The 22,997-nt window shown below is 60.8% G+C and carries 25 protein-coding genes, 1 pseudogene and 1 riboswitch; of the genes and pseudogenes, 11 read left to right on the top strand and 15 right to left on the bottom strand.

The window, feature by feature from the left end; translation table 11 throughout:
* Positions 1-27: 27 nt before the first annotated feature.
* Entirely contained in the window at positions 28-1,710 is a 1,683-nt protein-coding gene (locus RB216_RS04525; RefSeq protein ID WP_068938008.1) for a fatty acid--CoA ligase, read from the bottom strand.
* Between the two features lie 131 nt (positions 1,711-1,841).
* Positions 1,842-2,474 (bottom strand): LysE family translocator, encoded by a 633-nt coding sequence (locus RB216_RS04520; protein ID WP_016978297.1) that lies wholly within the window; start codon positions 2,472-2,474, stop codon positions 1,842-1,844.
* Between the two features lie 85 nt (positions 2,475-2,559).
* Here RB216_RS04520 and RB216_RS04515 point away from each other — a divergent pair, with 85 nt between their 5' ends.
* The 3 genes from RB216_RS04515 to RB216_RS04505 all read left to right on the top strand — a co-directional run bounded on the left by RB216_RS04515 (position 2,560) and on the right by RB216_RS04505 (position 5,399).
* Positions 2,560-3,525: a 2-hydroxyacid dehydrogenase gene (locus RB216_RS04515; RefSeq protein WP_236318199.1), complete on the top strand. Its 966-nt coding sequence runs from the start codon at positions 2,560-2,562 to the stop codon at positions 3,523-3,525.
* A gap of 30 nt (positions 3,526-3,555) precedes the next feature.
* Positions 3,556-4,554: a methyltransferase gene (locus RB216_RS04510; protein ID WP_308908365.1), complete on the top strand. Its 999-nt coding sequence runs from the start codon at positions 3,556-3,558 to the stop codon at positions 4,552-4,554.
* Positions 4,555-4,604: 50 nt separating this feature from the next.
* Positions 4,605-4,726, top strand: a riboswitch (yybP-ykoY riboswitch).
* Positions 4,727-4,814: 88 nt separating this feature from the next.
* Positions 4,815-5,399 (top strand): TMEM165/GDT1 family protein, encoded by a 585-nt coding sequence (locus RB216_RS04505; RefSeq protein WP_016978300.1) that lies wholly within the window; start codon positions 4,815-4,817, stop codon positions 5,397-5,399.
* A 135-nt stretch (positions 5,400-5,534) separates the two neighbouring features.
* Here RB216_RS04505 and RB216_RS04500 read toward each other — a convergent pair whose 3' ends face one another.
* Positions 5,535-6,353: a M48 family metallopeptidase gene (locus RB216_RS04500; protein ID WP_010213075.1), complete on the bottom strand. Its 819-nt coding sequence runs from the start codon at positions 6,351-6,353 to the stop codon at positions 5,535-5,537.
* A gap of 178 nt (positions 6,354-6,531) precedes the next feature.
* Between RB216_RS04500 and RB216_RS29785 the strand changes: the two are divergent.
* Positions 6,532-7,875, top strand: a pseudogene (locus RB216_RS29785) (methyl-accepting chemotaxis protein); the annotation flags it as partial.
* 15 nt (positions 7,876-7,890) lie between these two features.
* Positions 7,891-8,733, top strand: a complete 843-nt coding sequence (locus RB216_RS29780) for a methyl-accepting chemotaxis protein (RefSeq protein ID WP_372514797.1) — start codon at positions 7,891-7,893, stop codon at positions 8,731-8,733.
* Positions 8,734-8,791: 58 nt separating this feature from the next.
* On the opposite strand, the gene RB216_RS04490 is transcribed toward RB216_RS29780, so the two are convergent.
* From RB216_RS04490 to RB216_RS04480, 3 genes are read right to left on the bottom strand one after another with little or no spacing between them, the layout of a single operon-like run.
* A complete protein-coding gene (locus RB216_RS04490; RefSeq protein ID WP_068938005.1) occupies positions 8,792-9,412 on the bottom strand; it encodes an SOS response-associated peptidase in 621 nt (206 codons plus the stop codon).
* Positions 9,413-9,448: 36 nt separating this feature from the next.
* Complete coding sequence (locus tag RB216_RS04485) at positions 9,449-9,709, bottom strand: putative signal transducing protein (RefSeq protein WP_068938004.1); 261 nt, start codon at positions 9,707-9,709, stop codon at positions 9,449-9,451.
* Between the two features lie 11 nt (positions 9,710-9,720).
* The gene (locus RB216_RS04480; protein WP_028618875.1) at positions 9,721-9,903 is read right to left on the bottom strand and encodes a CPXCG motif-containing cysteine-rich protein; all 183 of its coding nucleotides are present in this window, start codon (positions 9,901-9,903) and stop codon (positions 9,721-9,723) included.
* Positions 9,904-10,034: 131 nt separating this feature from the next.
* Between RB216_RS04480 and RB216_RS04475 the strand changes: the two genes are divergently transcribed.
* Positions 10,035-11,198, top strand: a complete 1,164-nt coding sequence (locus RB216_RS04475) for a 1-acyl-sn-glycerol-3-phosphate acyltransferase (RefSeq protein ID WP_308908363.1) — start codon at positions 10,035-10,037, stop codon at positions 11,196-11,198.
* A 118-nt stretch (positions 11,199-11,316) separates the two neighbouring features.
* Here the strand turns inward: RB216_RS04475 and RB216_RS04470 are convergent, their stop codons facing one another.
* Positions 11,317-11,574 carry a GNAT family N-acetyltransferase gene (locus tag RB216_RS04470; protein WP_028618873.1) on the bottom strand — a complete coding sequence of 86 codons (258 nt, stop codon included), beginning with the start codon at positions 11,572-11,574 and terminating at the stop codon, positions 11,317-11,319.
* A gap of 182 nt (positions 11,575-11,756) precedes the next feature.
* Here RB216_RS04470 and RB216_RS04465 point away from each other — a divergent pair, with 182 nt between their 5' ends.
* Complete coding sequence (locus RB216_RS04465) at positions 11,757-11,966, top strand: hypothetical protein (protein ID WP_016978307.1); 210 nt, start codon at positions 11,757-11,759, stop codon at positions 11,964-11,966.
* A gap of 57 nt (positions 11,967-12,023) precedes the next feature.
* Here the strand turns inward: RB216_RS04465 and RB216_RS04460 are convergent, their stop codons facing one another.
* Entirely contained in the window at positions 12,024-12,611 is a 588-nt protein-coding gene (locus RB216_RS04460; RefSeq protein ID WP_028618872.1) for a YajG family lipoprotein, read from the bottom strand.
* A 194-nt stretch (positions 12,612-12,805) separates the two neighbouring features.
* Between RB216_RS04460 and RB216_RS04455 the strand changes: the two genes are divergently transcribed.
* On the top strand, positions 12,806-13,039 hold the full coding sequence (locus RB216_RS04455) for a hypothetical protein (protein ID WP_010213085.1): 234 nt from the start codon (positions 12,806-12,808) through the stop codon (positions 13,037-13,039).
* A 718-nt stretch (positions 13,040-13,757) separates the two neighbouring features.
* Positions 13,758-15,266, top strand: coding sequence for a malate dehydrogenase (quinone) (mqo, locus tag RB216_RS04450; protein ID WP_308908362.1), 1,509 nt, complete (start codon positions 13,758-13,760; stop codon positions 15,264-15,266).
* A gap of 69 nt (positions 15,267-15,335) precedes the next feature.
* Here mqo and RB216_RS04445 read toward each other — a convergent pair whose 3' ends face one another.
* The 4 genes from RB216_RS04445 to RB216_RS04430 all read right to left on the bottom strand — a co-directional run bounded on the left by RB216_RS04445 (position 15,336) and on the right by RB216_RS04430 (position 17,247).
* The gene (locus RB216_RS04445; RefSeq protein ID WP_003188614.1) at positions 15,336-15,623 is read right to left on the bottom strand and encodes a PA4642 family protein; all 288 of its coding nucleotides are present in this window, start codon (positions 15,621-15,623) and stop codon (positions 15,336-15,338) included.
* Positions 15,624-15,697: 74 nt separating this feature from the next.
* On the bottom strand, positions 15,698-16,183 hold the full coding sequence (locus tag RB216_RS04440; RefSeq protein WP_028618870.1) for a hypothetical protein: 486 nt from the start codon (positions 16,181-16,183) through the stop codon (positions 15,698-15,700).
* Positions 16,184-16,218: 35 nt separating this feature from the next.
* Complete coding sequence (locus RB216_RS04435) at positions 16,219-16,686, bottom strand: WbuC family cupin fold metalloprotein (protein WP_028618869.1); 468 nt, start codon at positions 16,684-16,686, stop codon at positions 16,219-16,221.
* A 3-nt stretch (positions 16,687-16,689) separates the two neighbouring features.
* A complete protein-coding gene (locus RB216_RS04430) occupies positions 16,690-17,247 on the bottom strand; it encodes a hypoxanthine-guanine phosphoribosyltransferase (RefSeq protein WP_028618868.1) in 558 nt (185 codons plus the stop codon).
* Positions 17,248-17,411: 164 nt separating this feature from the next.
* On the opposite strand from RB216_RS04430, the gene upp reads away from it, so the two are divergent.
* Together upp and RB216_RS04420 are read left to right on the top strand one after the other, a co-directional pair.
* Complete coding sequence (gene upp, locus RB216_RS04425; RefSeq protein ID WP_010213094.1) at positions 17,412-18,050, top strand: uracil phosphoribosyltransferase; 639 nt, start codon at positions 17,412-17,414, stop codon at positions 18,048-18,050.
* A 2-nt stretch (positions 18,051-18,052) separates the two neighbouring features.
* Positions 18,053-19,327, top strand: a complete 1,275-nt coding sequence (locus tag RB216_RS04420) for a uracil-xanthine permease family protein (RefSeq protein ID WP_068938000.1) — start codon at positions 18,053-18,055, stop codon at positions 19,325-19,327.
* 63 nt (positions 19,328-19,390) lie between these two features.
* Here RB216_RS04420 and hisC read toward each other — a convergent pair whose 3' ends face one another.
* The 3 genes from hisC to hisG all read right to left on the bottom strand — a co-directional run bounded on the left by hisC (position 19,391) and on the right by hisG (position 22,784).
* Positions 19,391-20,443, bottom strand: a complete 1,053-nt coding sequence (hisC, locus tag RB216_RS04415) for a histidinol-phosphate transaminase (protein ID WP_308908361.1) — start codon at positions 20,441-20,443, stop codon at positions 19,391-19,393.
* 3 nt (positions 20,444-20,446) lie between these two features.
* A complete protein-coding gene (hisD, locus tag RB216_RS04410; protein ID WP_028618865.1) occupies positions 20,447-21,769 on the bottom strand; it encodes a histidinol dehydrogenase in 1,323 nt (440 codons plus the stop codon).
* A 379-nt stretch (positions 21,770-22,148) separates the two neighbouring features.
* Positions 22,149-22,784: an ATP phosphoribosyltransferase gene (gene hisG, locus RB216_RS04405; protein ID WP_010213102.1), complete on the bottom strand. Its 636-nt coding sequence runs from the start codon at positions 22,782-22,784 to the stop codon at positions 22,149-22,151.
* Positions 22,785-22,997: the final 213 nt, after the last annotated feature.

Raw genomic sequence — 22,997 nt, 5'->3', positions numbered from 1 at the left:
GTGCCCGAAAGGGCACGGCGGGGGGCCTCACAGGGTGGACAGGAAGGTGCTGTTGTTGGCCTGCCATTCGATGATGTCGATACGGATACGTTTTTTGTCGAGTTTTCCTACACTCGTCTTGGGAATTTCAGTAACAACGGCAATCTGGCTCGGAATCGCCCACTTACTCAAGTGGCCCAACTCCACGAACGGCTTGAGGTGTTCCTTGAGCTCACGGGCCCCTATCACATGGCCATCACGCACCACCAGCAAGGCAAACGGGCGCTCGCCCCACTGCGGATCGGCAATGCCCACCACCGCTACTTCGCGTACCGCCGGGTGGCGGCTGACCAGGTCTTCGAGGGCCAGGGACGAGATCCACTCGCCGCCGGTCTTGATCACATCCTTGATGCGGTCGCGGATGTCGATCACGCCGAATGCATCCAGCGTGGCGACGTCGCCGGTGTGCATCCAGCCGCCTTCCCACAGCTCGGCGCCCTTTTGCGGCTCGTTGAAATAGCCTTCGCTGAGCCATGGCGCGCGCAGCACCAGCTCACCCTGGGACTCACCGTCGGCCGGTAGGAAGTTGCCGTCGCCATCAATGATCGCGGCTTCCACCAACGGCCCGGGCACGCCCGCCTTGATGCGGTAAGTCGTGCGTTCATCCTCGCTGCCAGCCATCAACTCTTCGTTGAGGTGGGCGCAGGACACCAGCGGCCCGGTCTCGGACATGCCATACGCGGCGGTCAACTGAATGCCACGCGCCTTGGAGGCTTCATACAGCGAACGATTGAGCGCACTGCCGCCGATGACGATTTTCCAGCCACCGAAATCCACGTCCTGGGCAGCCTTGGCATTGAGCACCATTTGCAGGATGGTCGGTACGCAGTGGGAAAAAGTGACCTTTTCCTTGCGCCACAGCTCCACCAGGTATTCCGGGTCGTAGCGGCCAGGGTAGACCTGCTTCAGGCCGAGCATGGTCGCCACATACGGCAAGCCCCAGGCGTGCACGTGGAACATCGGCGTGATCGGCATGTACACGTCATTGGTGCCAAGTAACCGCACGCTGTCGACGCTGCCCATAATGGTCGCCACACCGATGGTGTGCAGCACCAACTGGCGGTGAGTGAAATACACGCCCTTGGGGTTACCGGTGGTGCCAGTGGTGTAGAAGGTGGTGGCAACGGAGTGTTCGTCGAAGTCCTGGAAGTCATACTTCGGGCTGGCGGCGGCGAGCAGTGTTTCGTACTCGCCCACCAGGCTGGGCAGCTCGGCGGTCTTGGACTCGCCATCGGTGAGCAGCAGGGTCTTGTCGACCGTGGTCAGGTGCCCGGCAATTGCCTGGTAAAGCCCCACAAACTCACTGTTGACCAGCACAAAGCGGTCTTCGGCGTGGTTCATGGTGTACAGGATCTGTTCCGGCGACAGGCGCACGTTGATGGTGTGGATCACCGCGCCAATCATCGGGATAGCAAACATGCATTCCAGGTAACGATGGCTGTCCCAGTCCATCACCGCCACGGTATCACCGGCCTTCACGCCCGCTTCAGTCAGCACATTGGCCAGGCGCGCAACGCGCTCGATCAGGGTGGGGTAGGTGTAGCGCAGTTTGTCGCGGTAGACGATTTCCCGGGTCTTTTCATAGCGGGTGCCGGACATCAACAGGCGTTTGATCAACAGCGGGTATTGGTACGCACCTTCGGCGGGCGGGATAACACGGGTCTGCAACATACGAATCCCTTTTATGACTGCACGGTCTTGGCTGAAAGAACTGCACTGTAGAGCGCATATGTTTCAGCCAAATCAGCCAAAGGAATGATTTGCAGCCCCCAATGAATGCTAGCTTTGCGCCAGCATCCAGCCTATTTCATGCTGGTGAATGCCAGTTTCACGCCGATGGCAATCAACACCGCGCCCATGGTCCGATCAAACCAGTGGCCCATCCGCGCAAACCCGGCACGCACGCGTTGTTGGCTGAACAGCATCGCCACCAGGCAGAACCACAGCGCCGTCGCCACTGCCAGGTACACACCGTAACCGGCCTGGATCGCTAGCGGTGTGTGGGGGTTGATCACCACGGTGAACAACGACAGGAAGAACAGCGTGGCCTTGGGGTTCAAGCCATTGGTCACGAAACCGGCGGTAAACGCACCACGCGGCGTGCGCTCGCCCGCTTCGCGATGCAACTCGCCCTCAGCTACAGGCTTGGCCGGCTGCGCGCGCAGGGCCTTGAAGCCGATGTACAGCAGGTAGGCGGCGGCCGCCCATTTCAGGGCGTTGAACAGCACGATGGACTGGGACACGATCAAGCCGATACCGAGCAACGAATAACCCACGTGCAGGAAAATCGCCGAGCCGACGCCCAGCGCAGTCCAGGTTCCGGCGCGACGGCCGTGGGTCACGCTTTCACGCACCACTACCGCGAAATCCGGGCCGGGGCTGGCCACCGCCAACAAGTGAATCAGGGCTACGGTCAAAAATTCGGCGGCGTACATGCTCACTCCAATTAAGTAACTGATTATTTCATCTGATAGGCTCGGGAGATTACGCCTTCAAACCCTGTCGCAAAAGGTACAGTTGATGACGAACAATCGCCGCGCCGTCTTCCTTGATCACCCGTCCCTGGACTTGGGGGACCTCGACCTCAGCGAGCTGCGAGACACCTTCAGCGAGTTGCAGCTGTTTACCGGCACCACGCCGCAGAATGTGATCGAACGCGTGCAAGGTGCCCACGTGGTCATCAGCAACAAGATCGCCCTCAACACCGCAACCTTGGCGGCCTGCCCGGACCTCAAGCTGATCCTGGTGTCGGCCACCGGCACCAACAACGTCGACCTCGACGCCGCCCGCGCCCATGGCATCACCGTGAGCAACTGCCAGGGCTATGGCACGCCGTCGGTAGCGCAGCACACGATCATGCTGTTGCTCAACCTGGCGACGCGCTTGAAGGATTACCAAAGAGACGTGAGCGCCGGCAAGTGGCAGGAGGCCAAGCAGTTCTGCCTGCTGGACCATCCGATCGTGGAACTGGAAGGCAAGACCCTCGGCCTGCTCGGCCATGGCGAATTGGGCGGCGCCGTCGCGCGACTGGCTGAAGCGTTCGGCATGCGTGTCCTGCTCGGCGCGATTCCAGGCCGCCCGGCCCGCGCAGACCGCGTGCCGCTGGATGAGTTGCTGGCGCAGGTGGACGCACTCACCCTGCACTGCCCGCTCAACGAACACACCCGCGACTTTATCGGCGCCCGCGAGCTGGCGCTGCTCAAGCCTGGCGCGTTTGTGGTCAACACCGCGCGCGGTGGTTTGATCAATGAGCAGGCCCTGGCGGACGCCTTGCGCAGCGGCCATCTGGGCGGCGCCGCCACCGATGTACTGAGCGTGGAACCGCCGGTGGAGGGCAATCCGCTGTTGGCCGGTGACATCCCTCGGCTGATCGTGACCCCGCACAACGCCTGGGGCAGTCGCGAAGCGCGCCAGCGCATCGTCGGCCAACTGGCGGAAAACGCCCGGGGCTTTTTCAACGGGGCCCCGCTGCGCGTCGTCAGTTGATAAACTGCGCCCCTTTTCAAGGAGCAGACCATGGATCCGCGCAGTGAAGTACTGCTTCGCCAGGCCGAACTTTTTCAAGGCAACCTGCTGTTGGTGGGCTTGCCTGCCGACGACCTGCTCGGTCGCTTGCCCAACGCCCACGGCTGGAGCTGGCATGCCGGCGATCAGGCGGCGCTCGACGCACGCTTCCCTGAACGCAGCCAGTTCGGCGTAAACGTGCCGGAGCAGGCGTTTGATACCGCAGTGATCTTCCTGCCCAAGTCCAAGGACCTCACCGACTACCTGCTCAACGCCGTGGCCTCGCGCTTGCCCGGCGCCGAGCTGTTTTTGGTCGGCGAGAAGAAAGCCGGGATCGAAAGCGCCGCCAAACAGCTAATCCCCTTCGGCAAACCGCGCAAACTCGACAGCGCGCGGCATTGCCAACTGTGGCAGATCACTGTGGTCAACGCCCCGCAAGCGGTTGAGCTGGAGAGCCTCGCGCAGGTCTTCGACGTGCCGTTGGCCGAGGGCCCGCTGAAGGTGGTGAGCTTGCCGGGGGTGTTCAGCCACGGTCGACTGGATCGCGGCACCGAACTGTTGCTGGAGCACCTGGACAAGCTGCCAAGCGGCCATCTACTGGACTTTGGTTGTGGCGCCGGCGTGCTGGGGGCGGCGGTAAAACGTCGCTACCCGCACAACATAGTGACGATGCTCGACGTGGATGCCTTCGCCGCCGCCAGCAGTCGCTTGACCCTGGCCGCCAATGGTCTGGAAGCCGAGGTATTGACCGGCGATGGCATCGACGCGGCACCGATGGGTTTGAACGCGATTTTGAGCAATCCACCGTTCCATGTCGGTGTGCATACCGATTATTTCGCCACTGAGAATCTGCTGCGAAAAGCGGCGAAACACCTGGCAAAAGGCGGCGAACTTCGCCTGGTTGCCAACAGCTTCCTCAAGTACCAACCGCTGATCGAAGAGCACTTGGGCGTGTGCGCGATCAAGGCCGAGGGCAACGGTTTTCGCATCTACCGTGCCAAGCGCGGCTGACGGGCGTTTGAAAAAGAAGGCTTGCCGAATGGATTTTGCCTAGGCAGAATCCGCTCCGTCCTAGGGGAGTAGTCTCCCACGAGCGCCACGCTCGTCCGGCATACGTCAACATACTTGGTCAGCAGACCATGGCGTATGCGACCCAGGAGTCCGCACAGACGGACCGGGGTTTGACAAGACCTATGACACGCACACCTTACCCGGGGCGGGAAGGCTGTACGTGTCATAGCCGTGTCGACCCGCCCCTGGAAACTTACCTGATGCTGGATTCATTACTCGTTCCTACCGCAATCGTTGCCTTGGCCGAAATCGGCGACAAGACGCAACTGCTCGCGCTTATCCTTGCCGCACGCTTTCGCAAACCCTGGCCGATCATCGCCGGCATCGTCGCCGCGACCCTGGCCAACCATGCGGCCGCTGGTGCCGTGGGGGCCTGGTTCGGCAGTTTCTTCTCGGATGCAGTGTTGCACTGGATCCTCGCAGCGAGTTTCTGCGCCACGGCCTTGTGGACACTGGTTCCAGACAAACTCGACGATGACGAAGCCAGCACCACACGCAAATTCGGCCCGTTCCTGACCACGCTGATCGCGTTCTTCCTCGCGGAAATCGGTGACAAGACGCAGATCGCCACGGTGATGCTGGCGGCGCAGTACCCGGAGTTGTGGCTGGTGATTATCGGGACGACACTGGGCATGCTGATTGCCAACGTGCCGGTGGTCTTGGCGGGGAATTTTGCAGCGGAGAAACTGCCGTTGACCTTGATTCGTCGACTGGCGGCGTCAGCGTTTTTCATCCTGGCGATCGTGGCCGTGTACAAAGCCATGCAAAGCAGCGGCTGGATCTAAGGCTGTAAACCCGACCCAATGTGGGAGCGGGCTTGCTCGCGAATGCGGAGTGTCAGTCACCAGATGTTCTGACTGATCCACCGCTTTCGCAAGCAAGCCCGCTCCCACATTTGGATCTTCACCATACCTTTCGTATCAGGATTTTTTTGCCTGCTGGTACAGCGGCATCACCTTCGGAATCGCCGCCTGCAACGACGCGATTCGGCTGTCGGACGCCGGGTGAGTACTCATGAACTCCGGCGGCGCACCTTCCGAAGCCTTGGCCATCTTGTTCCACAACGTGATGGCAGCGTTCGGGTTGTAGCCCGCACGAGCCGACAGCTCCAGGCCGATCAGGTCCGCTTCGTTTTCATTGCTGCGGCTGTTGGGCAAGGTCATGCCGTAGTTGGCCACGGTATCGGCCAATGCCAAGCTGTCCTGGCCGAGGCCGAACAATGCACCGGCGCCCTGCTTGGCCATCTCGATCCCGTAGGCCTTGGACATGGCTTCACGGCCGTGTTCACGCAAGGCGTGGGCAATTTCATGGCCCATCACGGCGGCCAGCTCGTCATCGGTGAGCTTGAGGTTGTCGATCAAGGCGCTGTACACGAAGATCTTGCCGCCAGGCCCGCAGTTGGCGTTCATCTCGTCGCTCTTGATCAGGTTCACTTCCCACTTCCACTGCGCGGCATCCGCACGGAACGTCGGCGCCTGGGCGATCAAGCGGTTGGCGATGGCCTGCACGCGCTTGGCGTTGGCGCTGGTCTTATCCAGTTGGCCCTTGCTGCTGGCCTCCCCCAGGGTCTGCTGGTAGGACTGGGCATACATCTGGTCGACTTCCTGGCTCGACAGCATGCTGAACATGTACTGCTTGCGCTCAACCCCAACGGCGCCGCCGCTGGTGGTGTTGACCGACTGACACCCGGCCAGCAGCATCGCTGCAACCAGACCGCTAACTACCAATGACTTCTTCATGAACCTCTCCCTGAAAACACGCCCTTCAAACATGGCGCGTATCGTAGGCGCTCGTTTGTATCGACGCCAGATACACCAGACGTGTAACCGCTGATTTTCGGATACATCCCACGGCGCCAATAACGGCGATGGGCTTTCCATTTGCGACACTCCGAACATTTTTGCAGGACACCCCCTCATGCCCAGCGCGCCCGTGGCCGATACAAAAAGGCGGATTCTCTCCCCTGTGCCCGGAGTTTTCATGAAATTCAAGTCGATCCAATTTTCTGTCGCGGCACTGGCCGGGGCGATTGTCCTCAGCGTGGTCGCGGTGCTGGTGCTGTACGCCTTGTTTGCCGGAGCGCGGACCCAGGAAATGGTGCAGGATCGCACCCAGGTGCAATTCGACCAGATCATCGAGCAGCGCCTGACCGCCCTGGCGCAAACCCAGGCCACCTTGATCCAGCGCGAACTGGAAGCCCCCTTGGTGACCGCCAAGAGCCTGGCCACCGCCAACGCCCTGCTCGGCATGAAAGACGCCAAGGGCGAGCCGGCCCTGCAAGTCGGCCGCGAGCAACTGATCAATCTGCTGCATGAAACCGTGGTGCGTAACCCGAAGATCCTCGGCGCCTACATCGGCTGGGAGCCCAATGCGATCGACCACAACGACGCAGCCTACGTGAACACCCCCATTGTCGGCATGGCCGCAGACGGCCGCTTCCTTCCCTGGTGGTATCGCAACGCCGATGGCAGCCTGGGCCTGGACAAGCTCGCCGATGTCAACGATCAGAACATCCTCTCCACTGGCGTGCGCGCCAGTGAGTACTACCTTTGCTCCAAGGAAAACAAAAAGGCCTGCGCCATCGACCCTGCCCCTTATAAGGTGGGCAACGCGATGGTGATGCTGGCTTCGTTCATCGAACCGATCATGATCGACGGCACCTTCCAAGGCATCGTCGGTGCCGACCTGTCGGTCAACTTCATCCAGGATATGCTCACCAGCGCCGATCAAAAACTCTACAACGGCGCCGGTGAACTCGCGCTGATCTCCAGCAACGGTCGCCTGGTGGCCTACACCAAGGACGCCAGCAAGCTCGGCGAAAAGGCCACCGACCTGCTCGACAACAATGAACTGGCCAACCTTGGCCAGTTGAAAGTCGGCGAAGTGCGCTACGACATCGACAAGGAACACGGGCATATCGAACTGTTCCTACCGTTCAATATCGGCCAGGCTGACGCACGCTGGACGCTGATGCTGCAACTGCCCCTCAGCGCCGTGATGGCCGATTCGCAGAAGCTGCAAAGCGACCTGGAAGCCCAGCGCAAGACTGACATCTTCGGCATGACCATCGCCGGTTTGTTGATCGCCGGTATCGGCTTGCTGGTGATCTGGCTGGTCGGCCACGGCATCGCTCGTCCGCTCAAGCAAATGGTCGCGATGCTCAATGACATCGCCCAGGGCGAAGGCGACCTGACACGGCGCCTGACCAGTGACCGCGCCGATGAGCTGGGCGCGATCGCCAGCGGCTTCAACACCTTCTTGATCAAGCTGCAGGGCATGATCACCCAGGTGGTGAGTTCGGTGCAGAAGGTCAGCGACTCCTCGGAACACACTGCCGACATCGCGATCCGCACCAACCAGGGCGTGCACAAACAGATGGTGGAAATCGACCAGGTCGCCACAGCTGTGCATCAGATGACCGCGACTGCGCAAGATGTTGCGCGCAACGCCACCCAGGCCGCACAAGCCGCCAGCCACGCCGACCAGGCCGCTAGCCAGGGCATGCGCATTGTGCGCGACACCTCGACCTCCATCGGCGCACTGGCCGAGGAAATCGGCAAGGCAGTCGGCGTCGTGCAGGCGCTGGCCAAGGACAGCGAGAACATCAACGCCATCCTCACGGCGATTCGCGGGATTGCCGAACAGACCAACCTGCTGGCGCTCAATGCGGCCATCGAGGCGGCGCGGGCTGGCGAGCAAGGCCGTGGTTTTGCGGTGGTCGCCGACGAAGTGCGCAACCTGGCGCAAAAGACCCAGAAGGCCACCGAGGAAATCCAGTCCATGATCCAGCAGCTCCAACAAGGCACGCGTGATGTAGTGCGGGTGATGGAGGACAGCCAGAACCGCACCGATGAAAGCGTGCAACACGCGGCCAAGGCGGCCGAAGCGCTGGAAACGATCACCCAGGCAGTCTCGGTGATCAACGACATGAACACCCAGATCGCCAGTGCCGCCGAAGAACAGAGCGCGGTGGCCGAGGACATCAATCGCAACGTGATCAATATCGGCCAGGTGGCCAATGAAGTAGCAGGCGGCGCGGATGAATCCAGCGCGGCCAGTGCGGACTTGACCAAGCTGGCGGAACAGCAGCGCCGACTGATCAATCAGTTCAAAGTCTAGGCATTTTCGGTGGTTTGCTCGCGAAGGGGCCAGTCAACCTAACCCAACACTTACTGACTCACGCCGGCGTCAGGCACTCCGGCCCATTGAGCTTCGGATCGTTGACCATGTTGGCCAGCACTCGCTCGCGCAACGCGACGGGTTCACTGGCCAGCAGGCCTTGCAATACATGCAACGGCGTCTCGGGATTGAGCCATGCTGCCTGCCCGGCCTCATCCAGAATCAGCGGGCGACGCTGGGCCTGCGCCGCTTGGGTCACCACCGCCGTGCTCAGCCACACCTGCTCCTGCACCGGATAGGCTTCCCAGATCGCGGCGAAAAACAACGTGGAGCCCTCCCCCGGCGTCAGCCAGTACGGGCGTTTACGCTGGGTGCCGCGCCATTCGTAGAACCCATTGGCGGGCAGCAGGCAACGGCGTTGACGGAACGCTTCGCGGAACATCGGTTGTTCGGCCAGGGTTTCGGCGCGGGCATGGGCGGGCGTGCGGGAAAGATCGGTCAACCACGGCGGCGTAAGGCCCCAACGGGCGCGGGCCAAGGTGCGCTGGCCGTCGGTGGCGCGCTGGATCAGCACCGAATCATTCGGAGAGATGTTCCACTGAGCCTGCTGGTCGGCGGGGAAGCCCGGCAAGGCAGCGAAGGCGGGATTCCAGCGAAACAGGGCATAACGTCCACACATGGGGCAACACGACTCTTGGGTAAACCGACCGACAGCCTAACAGACCAGCACGTCGGGGAAGCTGTCGGGTTCGTCACCGGGTAGCGGCTGTGCGCCGATGTAGGCGGTAATCAGCTCGCGGGCATACGCAGCCCGGTCATTGTCCACCTCCAGGCCCAGCAGGCCGAAGATGGGCAATTCGCCGGTACCGCCGAGCAAATGCCGACCCACCAGGTGCGCCTCGATGCCTTCGCTGGCGAGCATCTGTTGCAGCAGCTCGCCTTCCATCAGGTTTTCCGGTTCGTAGATTCGCTGCATGGATGTATCCGTTATTCGTCTTCGCTTCGGGTTTCGAGCATCCACTCGTGACCATGCACCTGCAGATCGAAAGTGATTGGCCGGCAACAGACCTGGCAGTCTTCAATATACGTCTGGTCACCGCCAGACAAATCCACGGTTGTCTCGACCACTTCACCGCAATAAGGACAATCGTACGTAGCGTTTTCCAGCATCGCAGCCTCCAAGGTGACTTGTGCGTATAATCGCCGGTCTATTTACAGGGCTATTTCCGGCTGGGCCATTCCTCAGTCCGCACCCTGGCATTTCCTTTACTTACCCTAGCCGTTTCTAACAAGAGAGCATGATGGGCGAATTCGATACCATCCGACCTTACAACGACAGCGAAGTCCCGGCAGTGCTGGCACGTCTGTTCAGTGACAAGGCCTTTCTGGACATCCTGACCCACTTCCGCTTCCCGCGCTTTGCCGGCGCCCTGGGCTGGCTGCTCAAGCCGATGATCGCCCGCAAATTGCGCCGTGAGTTTGCCGGCGTCACCACCGTGGCCACCCTGCAGGACAAAGTCGAGTATTACGTCGACCACACCATTGACCGGGCGACCGACGGCGTGACCTACACGGGCGTCGAGCAGCTCAAGTCCGGCACGGCTTACCTGTTCCTGGCCAACCACCGCGATATCGTGATGGACCCGGCCTTCGTCAACTACGCCGTATACCACGCCGGCCTGCCGACGCCGCGCATCGCCATTGGCGACAACCTGCTGCAAAAGCCGTTCGTCAGCGACCTGATGCGCCTGAACAAGAGCTTTATCGTGCACCGCTCGATCACCGGGCGAAAGGAAAAGATGGCGGCATTCAACCTGCTGTCGGCCTATATCAACCATTCGATCCGCAACGACGGGGCGTCGATCTGGATCGCCCAGGCTGAAGGCCGCGCCAAGGATGGGGATGATCGCACCGAATCAGCGATCCTCAAGATGTTCCATGTCAGCCGCAAGGATGAGCCGTTTGCCGAGGTAATCCAGTCGTTGAACCTGACGCCGGTGTCCATCAGCTACGAATATGACCCGTGCGATACCGCCAAGGCCCGCGAACTCTACATCCGCGCCACCACCGGCACCTACAGCAAGGCACCGGGCGAGGACGACGTGAGCATCGCCCTCGGTATCACCGGCTACAAAGGTCGGGTGCACATCAACTTCGCACCGCCGATCACCGAGCGCTTCGAAGACACCAAGCTGCTGGCGGCAGAAATGGACCGGCAGATTCTCGGCGGATACCGCTTGTTCCCGGTGCATTACCTGGCCTACGCCCAGTGGAGCGATGCCGACCCGCAAGTGCAGGTGCCGACCGCCGCCGAAGTGTTCCCGGCGGACGAACTGGCCAAGGCCAAAGCGGAGTGGGAGCGGCGCTTGAACGAATGCCCGGCCGAGCACCGACCGTTTCTGGTGGTGCAATATGCAACACCGGTGCGTAATCAATATCGTGTTAAAGCCGGAATACCTTTGTAAACACTGAAAAAAATGTGGGAGCGGGCTTGCTCGCGAATGCGGAATGTCAGTCGATACATAATTGACTGATACACCGCATTCGCGAGCAAGCCCGCTCCCACATTTGTGTTGTGGCGTTTTAGAGGCGGGTGCTGAGCCAGGAGATGGCCAGCGCCAGCCCAAGACAGGCGAACCCAATTCGGTAAGCCAGACGATGCGCCCGCTCGGTGCGCACATCCAGAAACAACATCGGTTGGTCGATCCCGCGGTCTTCACCTTGCGCGGTCAGGTCGGCCATTGCGCGCTGTTCGCGCAGGCGGGTTATGAACAGCAGCGCAGCCCCCGGGCAGGCCACGGCTAACGCAACAACGTTGATAAAAAGGGCAGGCAGCGCCATCGCAAACCTCGGTAGAACAGTATTTTGGTATCGGTTCAGATACAAACCTGAACGATAGTGGCCTCCGGCGCCGTAAATGCTCCCTCCTCCATTGACGGCTAATGTATCCAGTAATTTACGCCGTCACCTGAACGTCACCTTAACAAGCCACTCTGTTGCCCTTCGACGCTTAGGAGCTTGTCATGCTGCACGCGCAAAACCAGGATCGGCTGTACCTGATCACACAAAGTGATGAGCAAGAAGCACTGGTTGGCGGCCTGGCCTTCAACGTCCAGGACCGCCACTGGCTGGTGTATTGCGCCCTCGGCGGCCACCAGCATGCGGACTTGCCGGAGACCGATCTGCTGACAGGGGTGAGCTTGCTGGATTTCTGTATCGACACCGCCGCGTGAAACTGGAGACGAAAAAAAGCCGGGCTCATCACTGAGCCCGGCTTTTTGTTGAATCGGTTATTGCGAGCTGAGCAAGGAACCGATGCTTGGGTCCTTGAACAGGCGGGTCAACGCATCGCTGAGGACGTCGCTGACCAGCTTGGTGTTGGTTTCCTGGTTCGGCGACATGCCGAAACGCTGGTTCAGGGACGCGCCGTAGCGACCGCTGTAGCGACGGGTGCCGGCGCTGACATCGGACTTGAAGGTCGCGCCGATGGACGCTTCGGTCACGTACAGGCCGTCTTTAGGCGACTGATACTTCAGTTCAGCCAGGGTGATGGTCAGCTGCGGCGCACCCGGCGCGTTGGGGCTTGGGGTGAAACCCAGCAAACGCACGGCGGCTTCAGCCTGGGCCTGCAACTTGGGCAGCACATCCTGGGCATTCACCGAAACCAGAGCAGTTTCCGGGTACAAGCCACCGCGCGAGCCGAGGGTTGGTGACGGACGACCATCCACCACACGCACCGACACCGGCTGGCCGTGGCCCACAGGGGCCAGCTGCGTGGTGATCTTCGGTTCCGGGGTCAGTTGTTGCGGGCTGTTGGCGCAGCCAACCAGGGTCAAACTGGTCACAGTGATCAAACCGAACAACAGGCGTTGCAACATGCTTTTCTCTCCAGAAATCAGGGTCCGACAGGCCGGCAGTATAGCGGTGCGCCTGTGCCGGGAACTAGCGCCAGTTACAACCTGAGACCCGCGTGGACTCTAGCGGTTCGATGTCACTGATATGTCACGACTGATACACAGGCTCGTCATGCCCGACAGGCAAGCTTGGCCCCAATCTCAGGAGGTCTGACACCATGCATTTTCTCTGGTCACTGTTTACGCGCAAGCCCGCCCTTCGCCAGTTCGCCCTGCTGGATGCGCAAGGTCGTTGCCAGGCCTTCAAAGAATGCAGCCAGCCTCCTGTAGGTGACGGTTGGGTGGAAATCGATGAAATCCGCCTGAGCTGGATGCACCACCCATTGCCGGCCCGTGCCCGCGTCAGCCCGCGTCCTGCGCGGTCGCCCCGGCACCAGCCGTTGGCCGCCTGACCGAACACCTAATAAAAGTCATAAAACACGCCCATTTCCTTGGCGTTCTTCGCTACAATCTCCCCCCGATTATAAGGACGTCTCCTGATCGGGCCTCGCAGCATCGTTAATGCCTCGGCACTAACCCCCCAATCGCCCACAGAGAGCCGCCCACACAGATCGAGTGAAGCTGGCGCGCTTGCTGTTTTCTTTGCAAACCACCCGCCTTTACCGAATCTGCCAGAGCTGCCATTGCGCTCGGCCACTTGAGTTGTTTGCCCGTTTTGCCGCGTGTCGGCTAGGGGCCAGGTGCCAAGCTGGGGCAGCCCTTTTTTGAGGTTCACGTCTTCAAAAGAGCGTGAAAAAACGGGTTTTCACAACTTCACAAGAGTGTGGCGAGCAAATGAATAGTTTGGCGTTTGTACAAGCACCATCAGCGTCTGGAACAGCCCAACCACACAGGACCGAGCACGCCTTAAAAACCGGAGCTTGAGCCTGTCCGCTACGGATTGGTTGCACGAATCGCACGCTTTGACCATAAGTCGAATTGCCACAGGCGCCCATGAATGCGTTCATAGGCAGATTAGCCCGGCAGGAAGCGTGCGCTGAACATGCAAAGAATTGCGAATCGGACATGGCGATCCTGGCCATGGGTAACCTGGGGCAACACGTGAACCGCCCCGTCACTCCTGGCAGCCATGCCGTCAATTTGGTGCTGCAGATTTTGGAGACGCGTTAAATGGCGCATAACGAAGCAGTCGACGTAGTACTGGTAGGGGCCGGCATCATGAGTGCCACCCTGGCCGTACTGCTCAAAGAGCTCGACCCCGGTCTCAAGCTGGAAGTCCTTGAGCTGATGGATTCGGGTGCCGCGGAAAGTTCCAACCCGTGGAACAACGCCGGGACCGGCCACGCCGGGCTGTGTGAACTGAACTACACACCCCAGGCCGCCGATGGCTCCATCGACATCAAGAAAGCCGTGCACATCAACACCCAGTTCGAGGTGTCGAAGCAATTCTGGGCGTACCTGACTAAAAAGGGCACGTTTGGCTCGTCGAAATCCTTTATCAGCCCGGTGCCGCACCTGAGCTTCGTGCAGGGCGACAAAGGCGTGTCTTTCCTCAAGAAGCGCTTTGAATCCCTCAGCCAGCACCACGCGTTTTCGGACATGCACTACACCGAAGACCGTAGCGAAATGGCCGAGTGGATGCCGCTGATGATGCCGGGCCGCCCGCTCGACGAAAAAATCGCGGCCACCCGTGTCATGAACGGCACCGACGTCAACTTCGGCGCACTGACCAACCAATTGCTCGGCCACCTGACCAGCTCGCCCGACGCCCAGGTCAAGTATTGCAAGCGCGTCACCGGCCTCAAGCGCAACGGCGCGGGCTGGACCGTGAGCATCAAGGACGTCAACAGCGGCAACAGCCGTGAAGTGGACGCCAAGTTCGTGTTCCTCGGCGCCGGTGGCGCAGCCCTGCCGCTGCTGCAGGCCTCGGGCATCGAAGAAAGCAAAGGTTTTGGCGGCTTCCCGGTCAGCGGCCAGTGGCTGCGTTGCGACAACCCGGAAGTGGTCAAGCACCACCAGGCCAAGGTCTACAGCCAGGCCGCCGTGGGTTCGCCGCCGATGTCCGTGCCGCACTTGGACACCCGTGTGGTGGACGGCAAGAAGTCCCTGTTGTTCGGGCCATACGCCGGTTTTACGACCAAGTTCCTCAAACACGGCTCGTTCCTCGACCTGCCGATGTCGATTCGCGCCGGCAACATCGGCCCGATGCTCGCCGTGGCCCGTGACAACATGGACCTGACCAAGTACTTGGTCAGCGAAGTGCGCCAGTCGATGGAACAGCGCCTGGAATCCCTGCGTCGCTTCTACCCGGAGGCAAAAGCCGAAGACTGGCGCCTGGAAGTGGCCGGCCAACGGGTGCAGATCATCAAGAAAGATCCGAAGAAAGGTGGCGTGCTGCAATTTGGCACCGAGCTGGTCGCGGCCAAAGACGGTTCGTTGGCCGCCCTGCTGGGTGCATCCCCAGGTGCCTCGGTGACCGTTTCGATCATGCTGGAACTGATCGAGAAGTGCTTCCCAAGCAAAGCGGCGGGTGAATGGGCCGCCAAGTTGCAGGAAATTTTCCCGGCGCGGGAAAAGGTCCTGGAGACGGATGCCGAGCTGTATCGCAAGATCAACACGCAGAACAACATCAGCCTTGAGCTGGTGGCACCTGCCGCCGAGACCGAAAGCTACGCTTGAGGTCGTGACGCCATAAAAAACGCCCCGATCTCATGATGAGAGCGGGGCGTTTTTGTGTGTCTAGGATAATCAGCCGCGGGCGTTATCGATCAGCTCGATGTACTCGGCGGCATTACGCTGGTCCTTGATCAGATCGACAAAGGTCTGGCCATGTTCATCCTTGCCGTCGAGGTCAAGGCCGGCTTCCTTGAAGAAGCCCAGGAACCGTTCGAAGTCGTCGATACGCAGGCCACGGTAGGCCTTGATCAGTTTGTGCAGGGACGGTGAAGTCGCGTCGACCGGCTCGAAGTCCAGGAACAACTTGATCTGATCGTCGCCGATCTCGTCACCAATCACCTGTTTCTTATCTTTACGCATTACCGACTCCAGCCTGCAGACATTTACACGGGGTTTGAAGTCTACCTGCGAGGCGCAGGCTTGTGTAGGCGGGGCTACCTCGCCTTTACAGCACCCGTGTGCAGATCCGCCCAGATATGCCCGTTGGCATAACTGAGAAACTGCACATACACGGCGTCATTGCGCAGCAGGTCGACAATCACGCGGTATTGGGCCACCGGGTAGGACAAGGTCAGGGTTTTACTCTTGTCATCGTAGGCCGGCTTTTTCAGGCTTTTGCTTTCGGCGTCGAAATTGAGCACCACTTGGGCGATGGTCGCACCTTTGTTCAGGGGCTTACCCTTGAGGCGGATCATCAGCGGCGAGGTCACCGGGATCGGCTGCTGGCTGGACTGGCGCTGGTTGCCCACCACCACCGCGTACTCGGTGACTTGCAGCAATTGCTGCTGATCCGGCGCTTCGGCGCGCAGGCTCAGGTCGTCCGAGGGCAGGAACTGGCTGTGCATCGGTGCAGGCGCCGCGGCCAGCGGCAGGCTGAGGGTCAGCGCCAGGGCGGCGCAGGTGCGTATCAACAGGCTCATGGGCCGCTCCGGCAAGATGGGCCCAGCACTGTAGCTCAATCGAACTGGTCAAGCATCCAGCGTTGATACTCGGCCACGCCGGCATCGCCTTCGCGGGGGGCCCAGTCGGCCAATTCGCCTTCGCCCACCGGACGATAGGGCCCAGCCTTGCACTCGAACATAACGGTGTCGGGCTCCAGCACCACCAAACCGTGGAATACACCGGGCGGAAGATCGACGCCGGCGCATTCACCACCGGCCTGCATCACACGCTTGGCGAGCACTTCGCCCGTTTCGCTGAACACCAGCAAACCCAAACGGCCCTGCAGCACCAGCAAGGTTTCCGCCTTGTCCGCGCTCAGGTGCCGGTGAGGCGGCACGTAGGTGTCCGGTTGCAGGCCCACCGCCAGGCGATGGCAGGGCTCTTCCATCTGATGGAAATTGTGATGGTGGCGGCCACGAGGACTCGCGCCCGCTTTCTCGGCCAACTCGGCAAACAGCGTCTGATCAAGAAAACGGGTCATCGCTTACATCCCTTTGACGGCGTAGATCCCGTTGGCATTGCGCCAGTAACCTTTGTAGTCCATGCCGTAACCGAAGATGTAGCGGTCGATGCACGGCAGGCCGACATAATCAGCCTTCAGGTCTGGGCGAGCTTTGCGGTCGTGCTCTTTGTCGATCAATACGGCTGTGTGCACTTTGCGCGCGCCAGCGTGCTTGCAGAAGTCGATGATCGCGCCCAGGGTGTGGCCTTCATCGAGGATGTCGTCGATGATCAGCACGTCGCGGTCGATGAACGAGACTTCCGGCTTGGCTTTCCAGAACAGGTCGCCGCCGCTGGTTTCGTTGCGATAGCGGGTGGCGTGCAGGTAGGAGGCTTCCAGCGGGAATTGCAGGTGGGTCAGCAATTTGCCGGCGAAGATCAGGCCACCGTTCATCACGCAGAAGACCACCGGGTTGGTGTCGGCCATTTCGCGGGTGATGTGCGCGCCGACCTTGGCGATCGCCTCTTCGACTTGCGCTTCAGTGTACAGGCAGTCAGCCTCGCGCATGATTTGACGGATATGCTCGAGATCAGCGGACATGGCGCTCTCCAAGGGGGTGCTGTGGCAAGAAAAGCGGGCGAAGGTACGCTTCTCGTGCGCTCCGAGCAAGCCTTAATGGACTAACGTACTAGATGTCTATAGGACAACACCCTCGGATAGATTAATCTAGGCCGGTTTTTTTGCCCGCCGCCGGAGCCTTTCCCATGCCCACTCGCGAGATCCGCCATCCGCTGATCCGACACAAGCTCGGCCTTATGCGCCGCGCCGACATTAGCACGAAGAACTTCCGTGAGCTTGCTCAGGAAGTCGGAGCGTTGCTCACTTACGAAGCCACCAAGGATTTACCCCTGGAAACCTACGAGATCCCCGGTTGGGCCGGTCCCGTCCAGGTGGAAAAAATCGCTGGCAAGAAAATCACCGTGGTCCCGATCCTGCGCGCCGGTATCGGCATGCTTGAAGGCGTCCTCAGCCTGATCCCGGGCGCCAAGGTCAGCGCCGTGGGCGTAGCCCGCAACGAAGAGACGCTGGAAGCCCACACCTACCTGGAAAAACTCGTTCCGGAAATCAACGAGCGCCTGGCGATGATCATCGACCCGATGCTGGCTACCGGCAGTTCCATGGTTGCCACCATCGACCTGCTGAAAAAAGCCGGTTGCCGGGACATCCGCGCCATGGTTCTCGTCGCTGCGCCCGAAGGCATTGCGGCCGTCGAGAAGGCCCACCCGGACGTGCAGATCTACACCGCGTCCATCGACGAGCGCCTGAACGAACACGGCTACATCATCCCAGGCCTGGGCGATGCCGGTGACAAGATCTTCGGCACCAAGCAGAAGGACGCGTGAGCATGCAGGATGAATTCAACGACCCGCTTTGGCGCCAGATCCTGTCTGGCGCACAAATGCTCTTCGTAGCATTTGGCGCGCTGGTGTTGATGCCACTGATCACAGGTCTTGATCCAAACGTCGCACTGTTCACCGCGGGCCTGGGCACGTTGCTGTTCCAGCTGGTGACAGGGCGGCAGGTGCCGGTCTTCCTGGCGTCGAGCTTTGCATTCATCACCCCGATCATTCTCGCCAAGGGCCAGTTCGGCCTCGCGGCGACCATGGGCGGGGTGATGGCCGCCGGCTTCGTTTATACCTTCCTGGGCCTGGCCGTGAAGATCAAGGGCACCGGGTTTATCGACCGGCTGCTGCCGCCCGTGGTGATCGGGCCAGTGATTATCTCCATCGGCCTGGCCATGGCACCGATCGCCGCCAACATGGCGATGGGTAAAGCCGGTGACGGCACCGAGCTGATCCATTACCAGACGGCGATGCTGATCTCGATGCCGGCGCTGCTGACCACCTTGATCGTGGCGGTGTTCGGCAAGGGGATTTTCCGCCTGGTGCCGATCATTTCCGGCGTGCTGGTGGGTTTTGCCATGTCGTTCTACTTTGGCGTGGTCGACACGGCGAAGATCGCCGCCGCACCGTGGTTCGCCCTACCCCACTTCACCGCGCCGGAATTCAACTGGCAGGCGATCCTGTTCATCGTCCCCGTGGCCCTGGCGCCGGCGATCGAGCATATCGGCGGTGTGATTGCGGTCGGCAGCGTGACCGGTCGCGACTACCTGAAGAAGCCCGGCCTGCACCGCACCCTGCTGGGCGACGGCATTGCCACCACGGCCGCCGGCCTGTTTGGCGGCCCACCTAACACGACCTACGCGGAAGTGACCGGCGCGGTGATGCTGACCAAGAACTACAACCCGAAAATCATGACCTGGGCGGCGGTGTTTGCCATCAGCCTGGCGTTCATCGGCAAGTTCGGCGCACTGCTGCAGAGTATCCCCGTGCCAGTGATGGGCGGGATCCTGTGCCTGCTGTTCGGTTCGATTGCTGCGGTGGGCATGAACACGCTGATCCGCCACAAGATCGACCTGGGCGAGGCGCGCAACCTGGTGATCGTGTCGGTGACGTTGGTGTTCGGGATTGGCGGTGTGCTGGTCGGCACCGGCACCGGCCCGGATGATTTCGGCCTCAAGGGCATCGCCCTGTGTGCGGTGGTGGCGATTGGTTTGAACCTGCTGCTGCCGGGCAATGATGGTTGGAAGAACAAGAAGCCTGACGAACCGCTGCTGTAACTAACGCCGCAAAACCAAATGTGGGAGCAATCCCGCTCCCACATTTTTGATCTTCAGTGTGGCTTAGAGCTCGCCGAGGCCATCGATCAGCGCCTGGTTCTGCTCCGGCGTGCCAATGCTGATCCGTAGGAATTGGGCAATCCGCTCCTGCTTGAAGTGACGAACAATCACCCCTTGCTCACGCAACTTGGCCGCCAGGCCCGCCGCGTCATGCTGTGGGTGACGGGCAAAGATGAAGTTGGCTGCCGACGGCAACACTTCAAAGCCTTTGGCTGCCAACTGTGCCACGACTTTCTCACGGCTATCGATAACCAATCGGCAGGTCTTCTCGAAGTACTCACGATCCTCGAACGCCGCCGCTGCGCCGACAATCGCCAGGCGATCCAGCGGATAGGAGTTGAAGCTGTTCTTGACGCGCTCCAGCGCCTCGATCAGGTCGGGATGGCCCACGGCCAGGCCCACCCGTAAACCGGCCAGTGAGCGCGATTTGGACAGGGTCTGGGTCACCAGCAGGTTCGGGTAGCGGTCCACCAGGCTGATGGCGGTTTCACCGCCGAAGTCGATATAGGCTTCATCGACCACCACCACCGAGTCCGGGCTGGCCTTGAGGATCTGCTCCACGGCGTCCAGCGCCAGCACGCAGCCGGTGGGCGCGTTCGGGTTGGGGAAGATGATCCCGCCGTTCGGCTTGGCGTAGTCCGCCACGCGGATCTGGAACTGTTCGTCCAGCGGCACCGGAGCGGACTTGATGCCATAGAGCCCGCAGTAAACCGGATAGAAGCTGTAGCTGATATCCGGGAACAGCAGCGGCAGATCGTGCTGGAACAGGCCGTGAAAAATGTGCGCGAGGACTTCATCGGAACCGTTGCCAAGGAACACCTTGCCAGCATCGATCCCGTAATACTTGGCGACCGCCTGCTTGAGCAGGTCGCTGTTTGGGTCCGGGTACAGGCGCAGGTTGTCGTTCAACTCGGCCTGCATCGCGGCCAACGCCTTGGGCGATGGGCCGTAGGGGTTTTCATTGGTGTTGAGCTTGACCAATTTGGTCAGCTTGGGTTGCTCGCCGGGCACGTAAGGCACGAGGTCCTTGACGAAAGGGCTCCAGAATTTGCTCATGTCTCAGTTCCCCTTCTCTTCAAGGATGCGGTATTCAGCGCTACGGGCGTGAGCGCTCAGGGACTCACCACGGGCCAGCACCGAGGCGGTCTTGCCCAGCTCGGAGGCACCCTGTGGCGAACAGAAGATGATCGACGAACGCTTCTGGAAGTCATACACCCCCAGCGGCGACGAGAAACGCGCAGTGCCGGACGTCGGCAGCACGTGGTTCGGGCCCGCGCAGTAGTCGCCCAGGGCTTCGCTGGTGTGGCGACCCATGAAGATCGCACCGGCGTGGCGGATCGACGGCAACCAGGCTTGCGGATCGGCGACGGACAGCTCCAGGTGCTCCGGCGCGATGCGGTTGGCCACTTCAATGGCCTGCTCCATGTCACGCACCAGGATCAACGCGCCACGGCCATTGATCGACTTCTCGATGATCTCGGCGCGGTCCATGGTCGGCAGCAGCTTGTTGATGCTGGCGGCGACTTGGTCGAGGAATTCCGCGTCCGGGCTGACCAGGATCGCCTGGGCGTCTTCGTCGTGCTCGGCCTGGGAGAACAAGTCCATGGCGATCCAGTCCGGATCAGTCTGGCCGTCGCACACCACGAGGATTTCCGACGGGCCGGCGATCATGTCGATACCGACCTGGCCGAACACGTGGCGCTTGGCGGTGGCGACGTAGATATTGCCAGGGCCGACCACCTTGTCGACTTTCGGCACGCTCTCAGTACCGTAAGCCAAGGCCGCGACGGCTTGGGCGCCACCAATGGTGAACACGCGGTCGACACCGGCGATGCAGGCGGCGGCCAGCACCAGCTCGTTGATTTCACCGCGCGGGGTTGGCACCACCATAACTACTTCGGTCACGCCCGCCACTTTGGCCGGGATCGCGTTCATCAACACCGACGACGGGTACGACGCCTTGCCGCCCGGCACGTACAGGCCAGCGCGGTCGAGTGGCGTGACCTTCTGGCCCAGCACGGTGCCGTCGGCCTCGGTGTAGCTCCAGGAGTCCTGTTTCTGTTTTTCGTGGTAGCTGCGCACGCGCGCCGCCGCAATTTCCAGGGCTTCGCGCTGAGGTGCAGTAATGCGTGTCAGGGCCAGTTCCAGGCGTTCACGGGGCAGGATCAGGTCGGACATCGACGCGACGTCCAAGCCATCGAACTGGCGGGTGAAGTCCACCAGCGCCGCATCACCGCGCTCGCGCACGGCCTTGATGATGTCGAGTACTCGCCCGTTGACCGAATCGTCGGACACGCTTTCCCAGCTCAGCAGATGATCCAGATGATGGGCAAAATCCGGATCGGCAGCGTTGAGTCGGGCAATTGCAGTGGACGTGGTCATAGCGAGGGCCTCAATAGAATTGGCAAAAACTCAGGCGCCCGAAGGTGCGCTGACGTTCAATAACGAAGCGCGTTGGTACTGTGGTTGTGCCAGGCAAGGCGCGGGACGCTGGTAAGGGTTGTTTCCTTACCAAGTCCCGCAACGCAGCATGGCGCGACCACAGTGCCAACCCGCAGGGCCTTACCTCAAAAGGCAGGCTGCTACGCGTCGCTAATTATTGAAAAAGAATCTTCTACTAACATAAGTTGCCTTTTGGGGTAAGGCGCGCTTCGTTATTGAACGTCAGCGCACCTTTCCAGCAGTCGTTTCCGCTTGGGCACCTGAGAATTCTGGCTATGAGGCGGATAGACGGGCGCAGCCTTCCGGCTACGCGGGTAAGTCAACCGCGGTGTCGCGACTCAACTGCCTTGCGCAGGGTGTCGATCAACGCCTGGATACGGGCGTGCTGCATCTTCATCGATGCTTTGTTGACGATCAGGCGGGAACTGATGTCGGCAATGAATTCTTGCGGCTCAAGACCGTTGGCACGCAGCGTGTTGCCGGTGTCGACCACGTCGATGATCTTGTCGGCCAGGCCGATCAGCGGCGCCAGCTCCATCGAACCGTAGAGCTTGATGATGTCGACCTGACGACCTTGTTCGGCATAGTAACGCTTGGCAACGTTGACGAACTTGGTCGCGACGCGCAGGCGGCCTTTGGGCTCGACATCACCGACACGGCCAGCGGTCATCAACTTGCACAGGGCGATACGCAGGTCCAATGGCTCGTACAGGCCCTGGCCGCCGTATTCCATCAACACGTCTTTACCGGCGACACCCAGGTCTGCCGCGCCATGCTCAACGTAGGTCGGCACGTCGGTAGCCCGCACGATCAACAGGCGAACGTCGTCCTGGGTCGTGGGGATGATCAGCTTGCGGCTCTTGTCCGGATTCTCGGTCGGCACGATGCCCGCTTCAGCCAGAAGCGGCAAAGTGTCGTCAAGGATGCGGCCCTTGGACAGTGCGATGGTCAACATGGGAAACGTCAGTCCTTCATCAGGCTATTGCTGCCCGGTCGCAAACGGCGCCGGACACAGATCGAGGCCATTACAGCCTCGATTTGAAACAAATTCAGCATACTGCTTTTTTAATTTGTAGTGAGCGGGCTTGCCCCGCGCTGGGCTGCGAAGCGGCCCTAAAAATCTTGGGAGCGCTTCGCACTCCAGCGCGGGGCAAGCCCGCTCACTACA

Source organism: Pseudomonas canadensis (genome assembly GCF_030980095.1).
Taxonomy (GTDB): domain Bacteria; phylum Pseudomonadota; class Gammaproteobacteria; order Pseudomonadales; family Pseudomonadaceae; genus Aquipseudomonas; species Aquipseudomonas canadensis.
Note: the sequence above shows the minus strand (reverse complement) of the source record. Positions and strands in the feature narration are given on the sequence as shown.

Excerpts from the sequence above, each read along its gene's own strand:
- RB216_RS04525 (WP_068938008.1), bottom strand. The coding sequence starts at position 1,710 with ATGTTGCAGACCCGTGTTATCCCGCCCGCCGAAGGTGCGTACCAATAC.
- RB216_RS04520 (WP_016978297.1), bottom strand. The coding sequence starts at position 2,474 with ATGTACGCCGCCGAATTTTTGACCGTAGCCCTGATTCACTTGTTGGCG.
- RB216_RS04515 (WP_236318199.1), top strand. The coding sequence starts at position 2,560 with ATGACGAACAATCGCCGCGCCGTCTTCCTTGATCACCCGTCCCTGGAC.
- RB216_RS04510 (WP_308908365.1), top strand. The coding sequence starts at position 3,556 with ATGGATCCGCGCAGTGAAGTACTGCTTCGCCAGGCCGAACTTTTTCAA.
- RB216_RS04505 (WP_016978300.1), top strand. The coding sequence starts at position 4,815 with ATGCTGGATTCATTACTCGTTCCTACCGCAATCGTTGCCTTGGCCGAA.
- RB216_RS04500 (WP_010213075.1), bottom strand. The coding sequence starts at position 6,353 with ATGAAGAAGTCATTGGTAGTTAGCGGTCTGGTTGCAGCGATGCTGCTG.
- RB216_RS29780 (WP_372514797.1), top strand. The coding sequence starts at position 7,891 with ATGATCACCCAGGTGGTGAGTTCGGTGCAGAAGGTCAGCGACTCCTCG.
- RB216_RS04490 (WP_068938005.1), bottom strand. The coding sequence starts at position 9,412 with ATGTGTGGACGTTATGCCCTGTTTCGCTGGAATCCCGCCTTCGCTGCC.
- RB216_RS04485 (WP_068938004.1), bottom strand. The coding sequence starts at position 9,709 with ATGCAGCGAATCTACGAACCGGAAAACCTGATGGAAGGCGAGCTGCTG.
- RB216_RS04480 (WP_028618875.1), bottom strand. The coding sequence starts at position 9,903 with ATGCTGGAAAACGCTACGTACGATTGTCCTTATTGCGGTGAAGTGGTC.
- RB216_RS04475 (WP_308908363.1), top strand. The coding sequence starts at position 10,035 with ATGGGCGAATTCGATACCATCCGACCTTACAACGACAGCGAAGTCCCG.
- RB216_RS04470 (WP_028618873.1), bottom strand. The coding sequence starts at position 11,574 with ATGGCGCTGCCTGCCCTTTTTATCAACGTTGTTGCGTTAGCCGTGGCC.
- RB216_RS04465 (WP_016978307.1), top strand. The coding sequence starts at position 11,757 with ATGCTGCACGCGCAAAACCAGGATCGGCTGTACCTGATCACACAAAGT.
- RB216_RS04460 (WP_028618872.1), bottom strand. The coding sequence starts at position 12,611 with ATGTTGCAACGCCTGTTGTTCGGTTTGATCACTGTGACCAGTTTGACC.
- RB216_RS04455 (WP_010213085.1), top strand. The coding sequence starts at position 12,806 with ATGCATTTTCTCTGGTCACTGTTTACGCGCAAGCCCGCCCTTCGCCAG.
- mqo (WP_308908362.1), top strand. The coding sequence starts at position 13,758 with ATGGCGCATAACGAAGCAGTCGACGTAGTACTGGTAGGGGCCGGCATC.
- RB216_RS04445 (WP_003188614.1), bottom strand. The coding sequence starts at position 15,623 with ATGCGTAAAGATAAGAAACAGGTGATTGGTGACGAGATCGGCGACGAT.
- RB216_RS04440 (WP_028618870.1), bottom strand. The coding sequence starts at position 16,183 with ATGAGCCTGTTGATACGCACCTGCGCCGCCCTGGCGCTGACCCTCAGC.
- RB216_RS04435 (WP_028618869.1), bottom strand. The coding sequence starts at position 16,686 with ATGACCCGTTTTCTTGATCAGACGCTGTTTGCCGAGTTGGCCGAGAAA.
- RB216_RS04430 (WP_028618868.1), bottom strand. The coding sequence starts at position 17,247 with ATGTCCGCTGATCTCGAGCATATCCGTCAAATCATGCGCGAGGCTGAC.
- upp (WP_010213094.1), top strand. The coding sequence starts at position 17,412 with ATGCCCACTCGCGAGATCCGCCATCCGCTGATCCGACACAAGCTCGGC.
- RB216_RS04420 (WP_068938000.1), top strand. The coding sequence starts at position 18,053 with ATGCAGGATGAATTCAACGACCCGCTTTGGCGCCAGATCCTGTCTGGC.
- hisC (WP_308908361.1), bottom strand. The coding sequence starts at position 20,443 with ATGAGCAAATTCTGGAGCCCTTTCGTCAAGGACCTCGTGCCTTACGTG.
- hisD (WP_028618865.1), bottom strand. The coding sequence starts at position 21,769 with ATGACCACGTCCACTGCAATTGCCCGACTCAACGCTGCCGATCCGGAT.
- hisG (WP_010213102.1), bottom strand. The coding sequence starts at position 22,784 with ATGTTGACCATCGCACTGTCCAAGGGCCGCATCCTTGACGACACTTTG.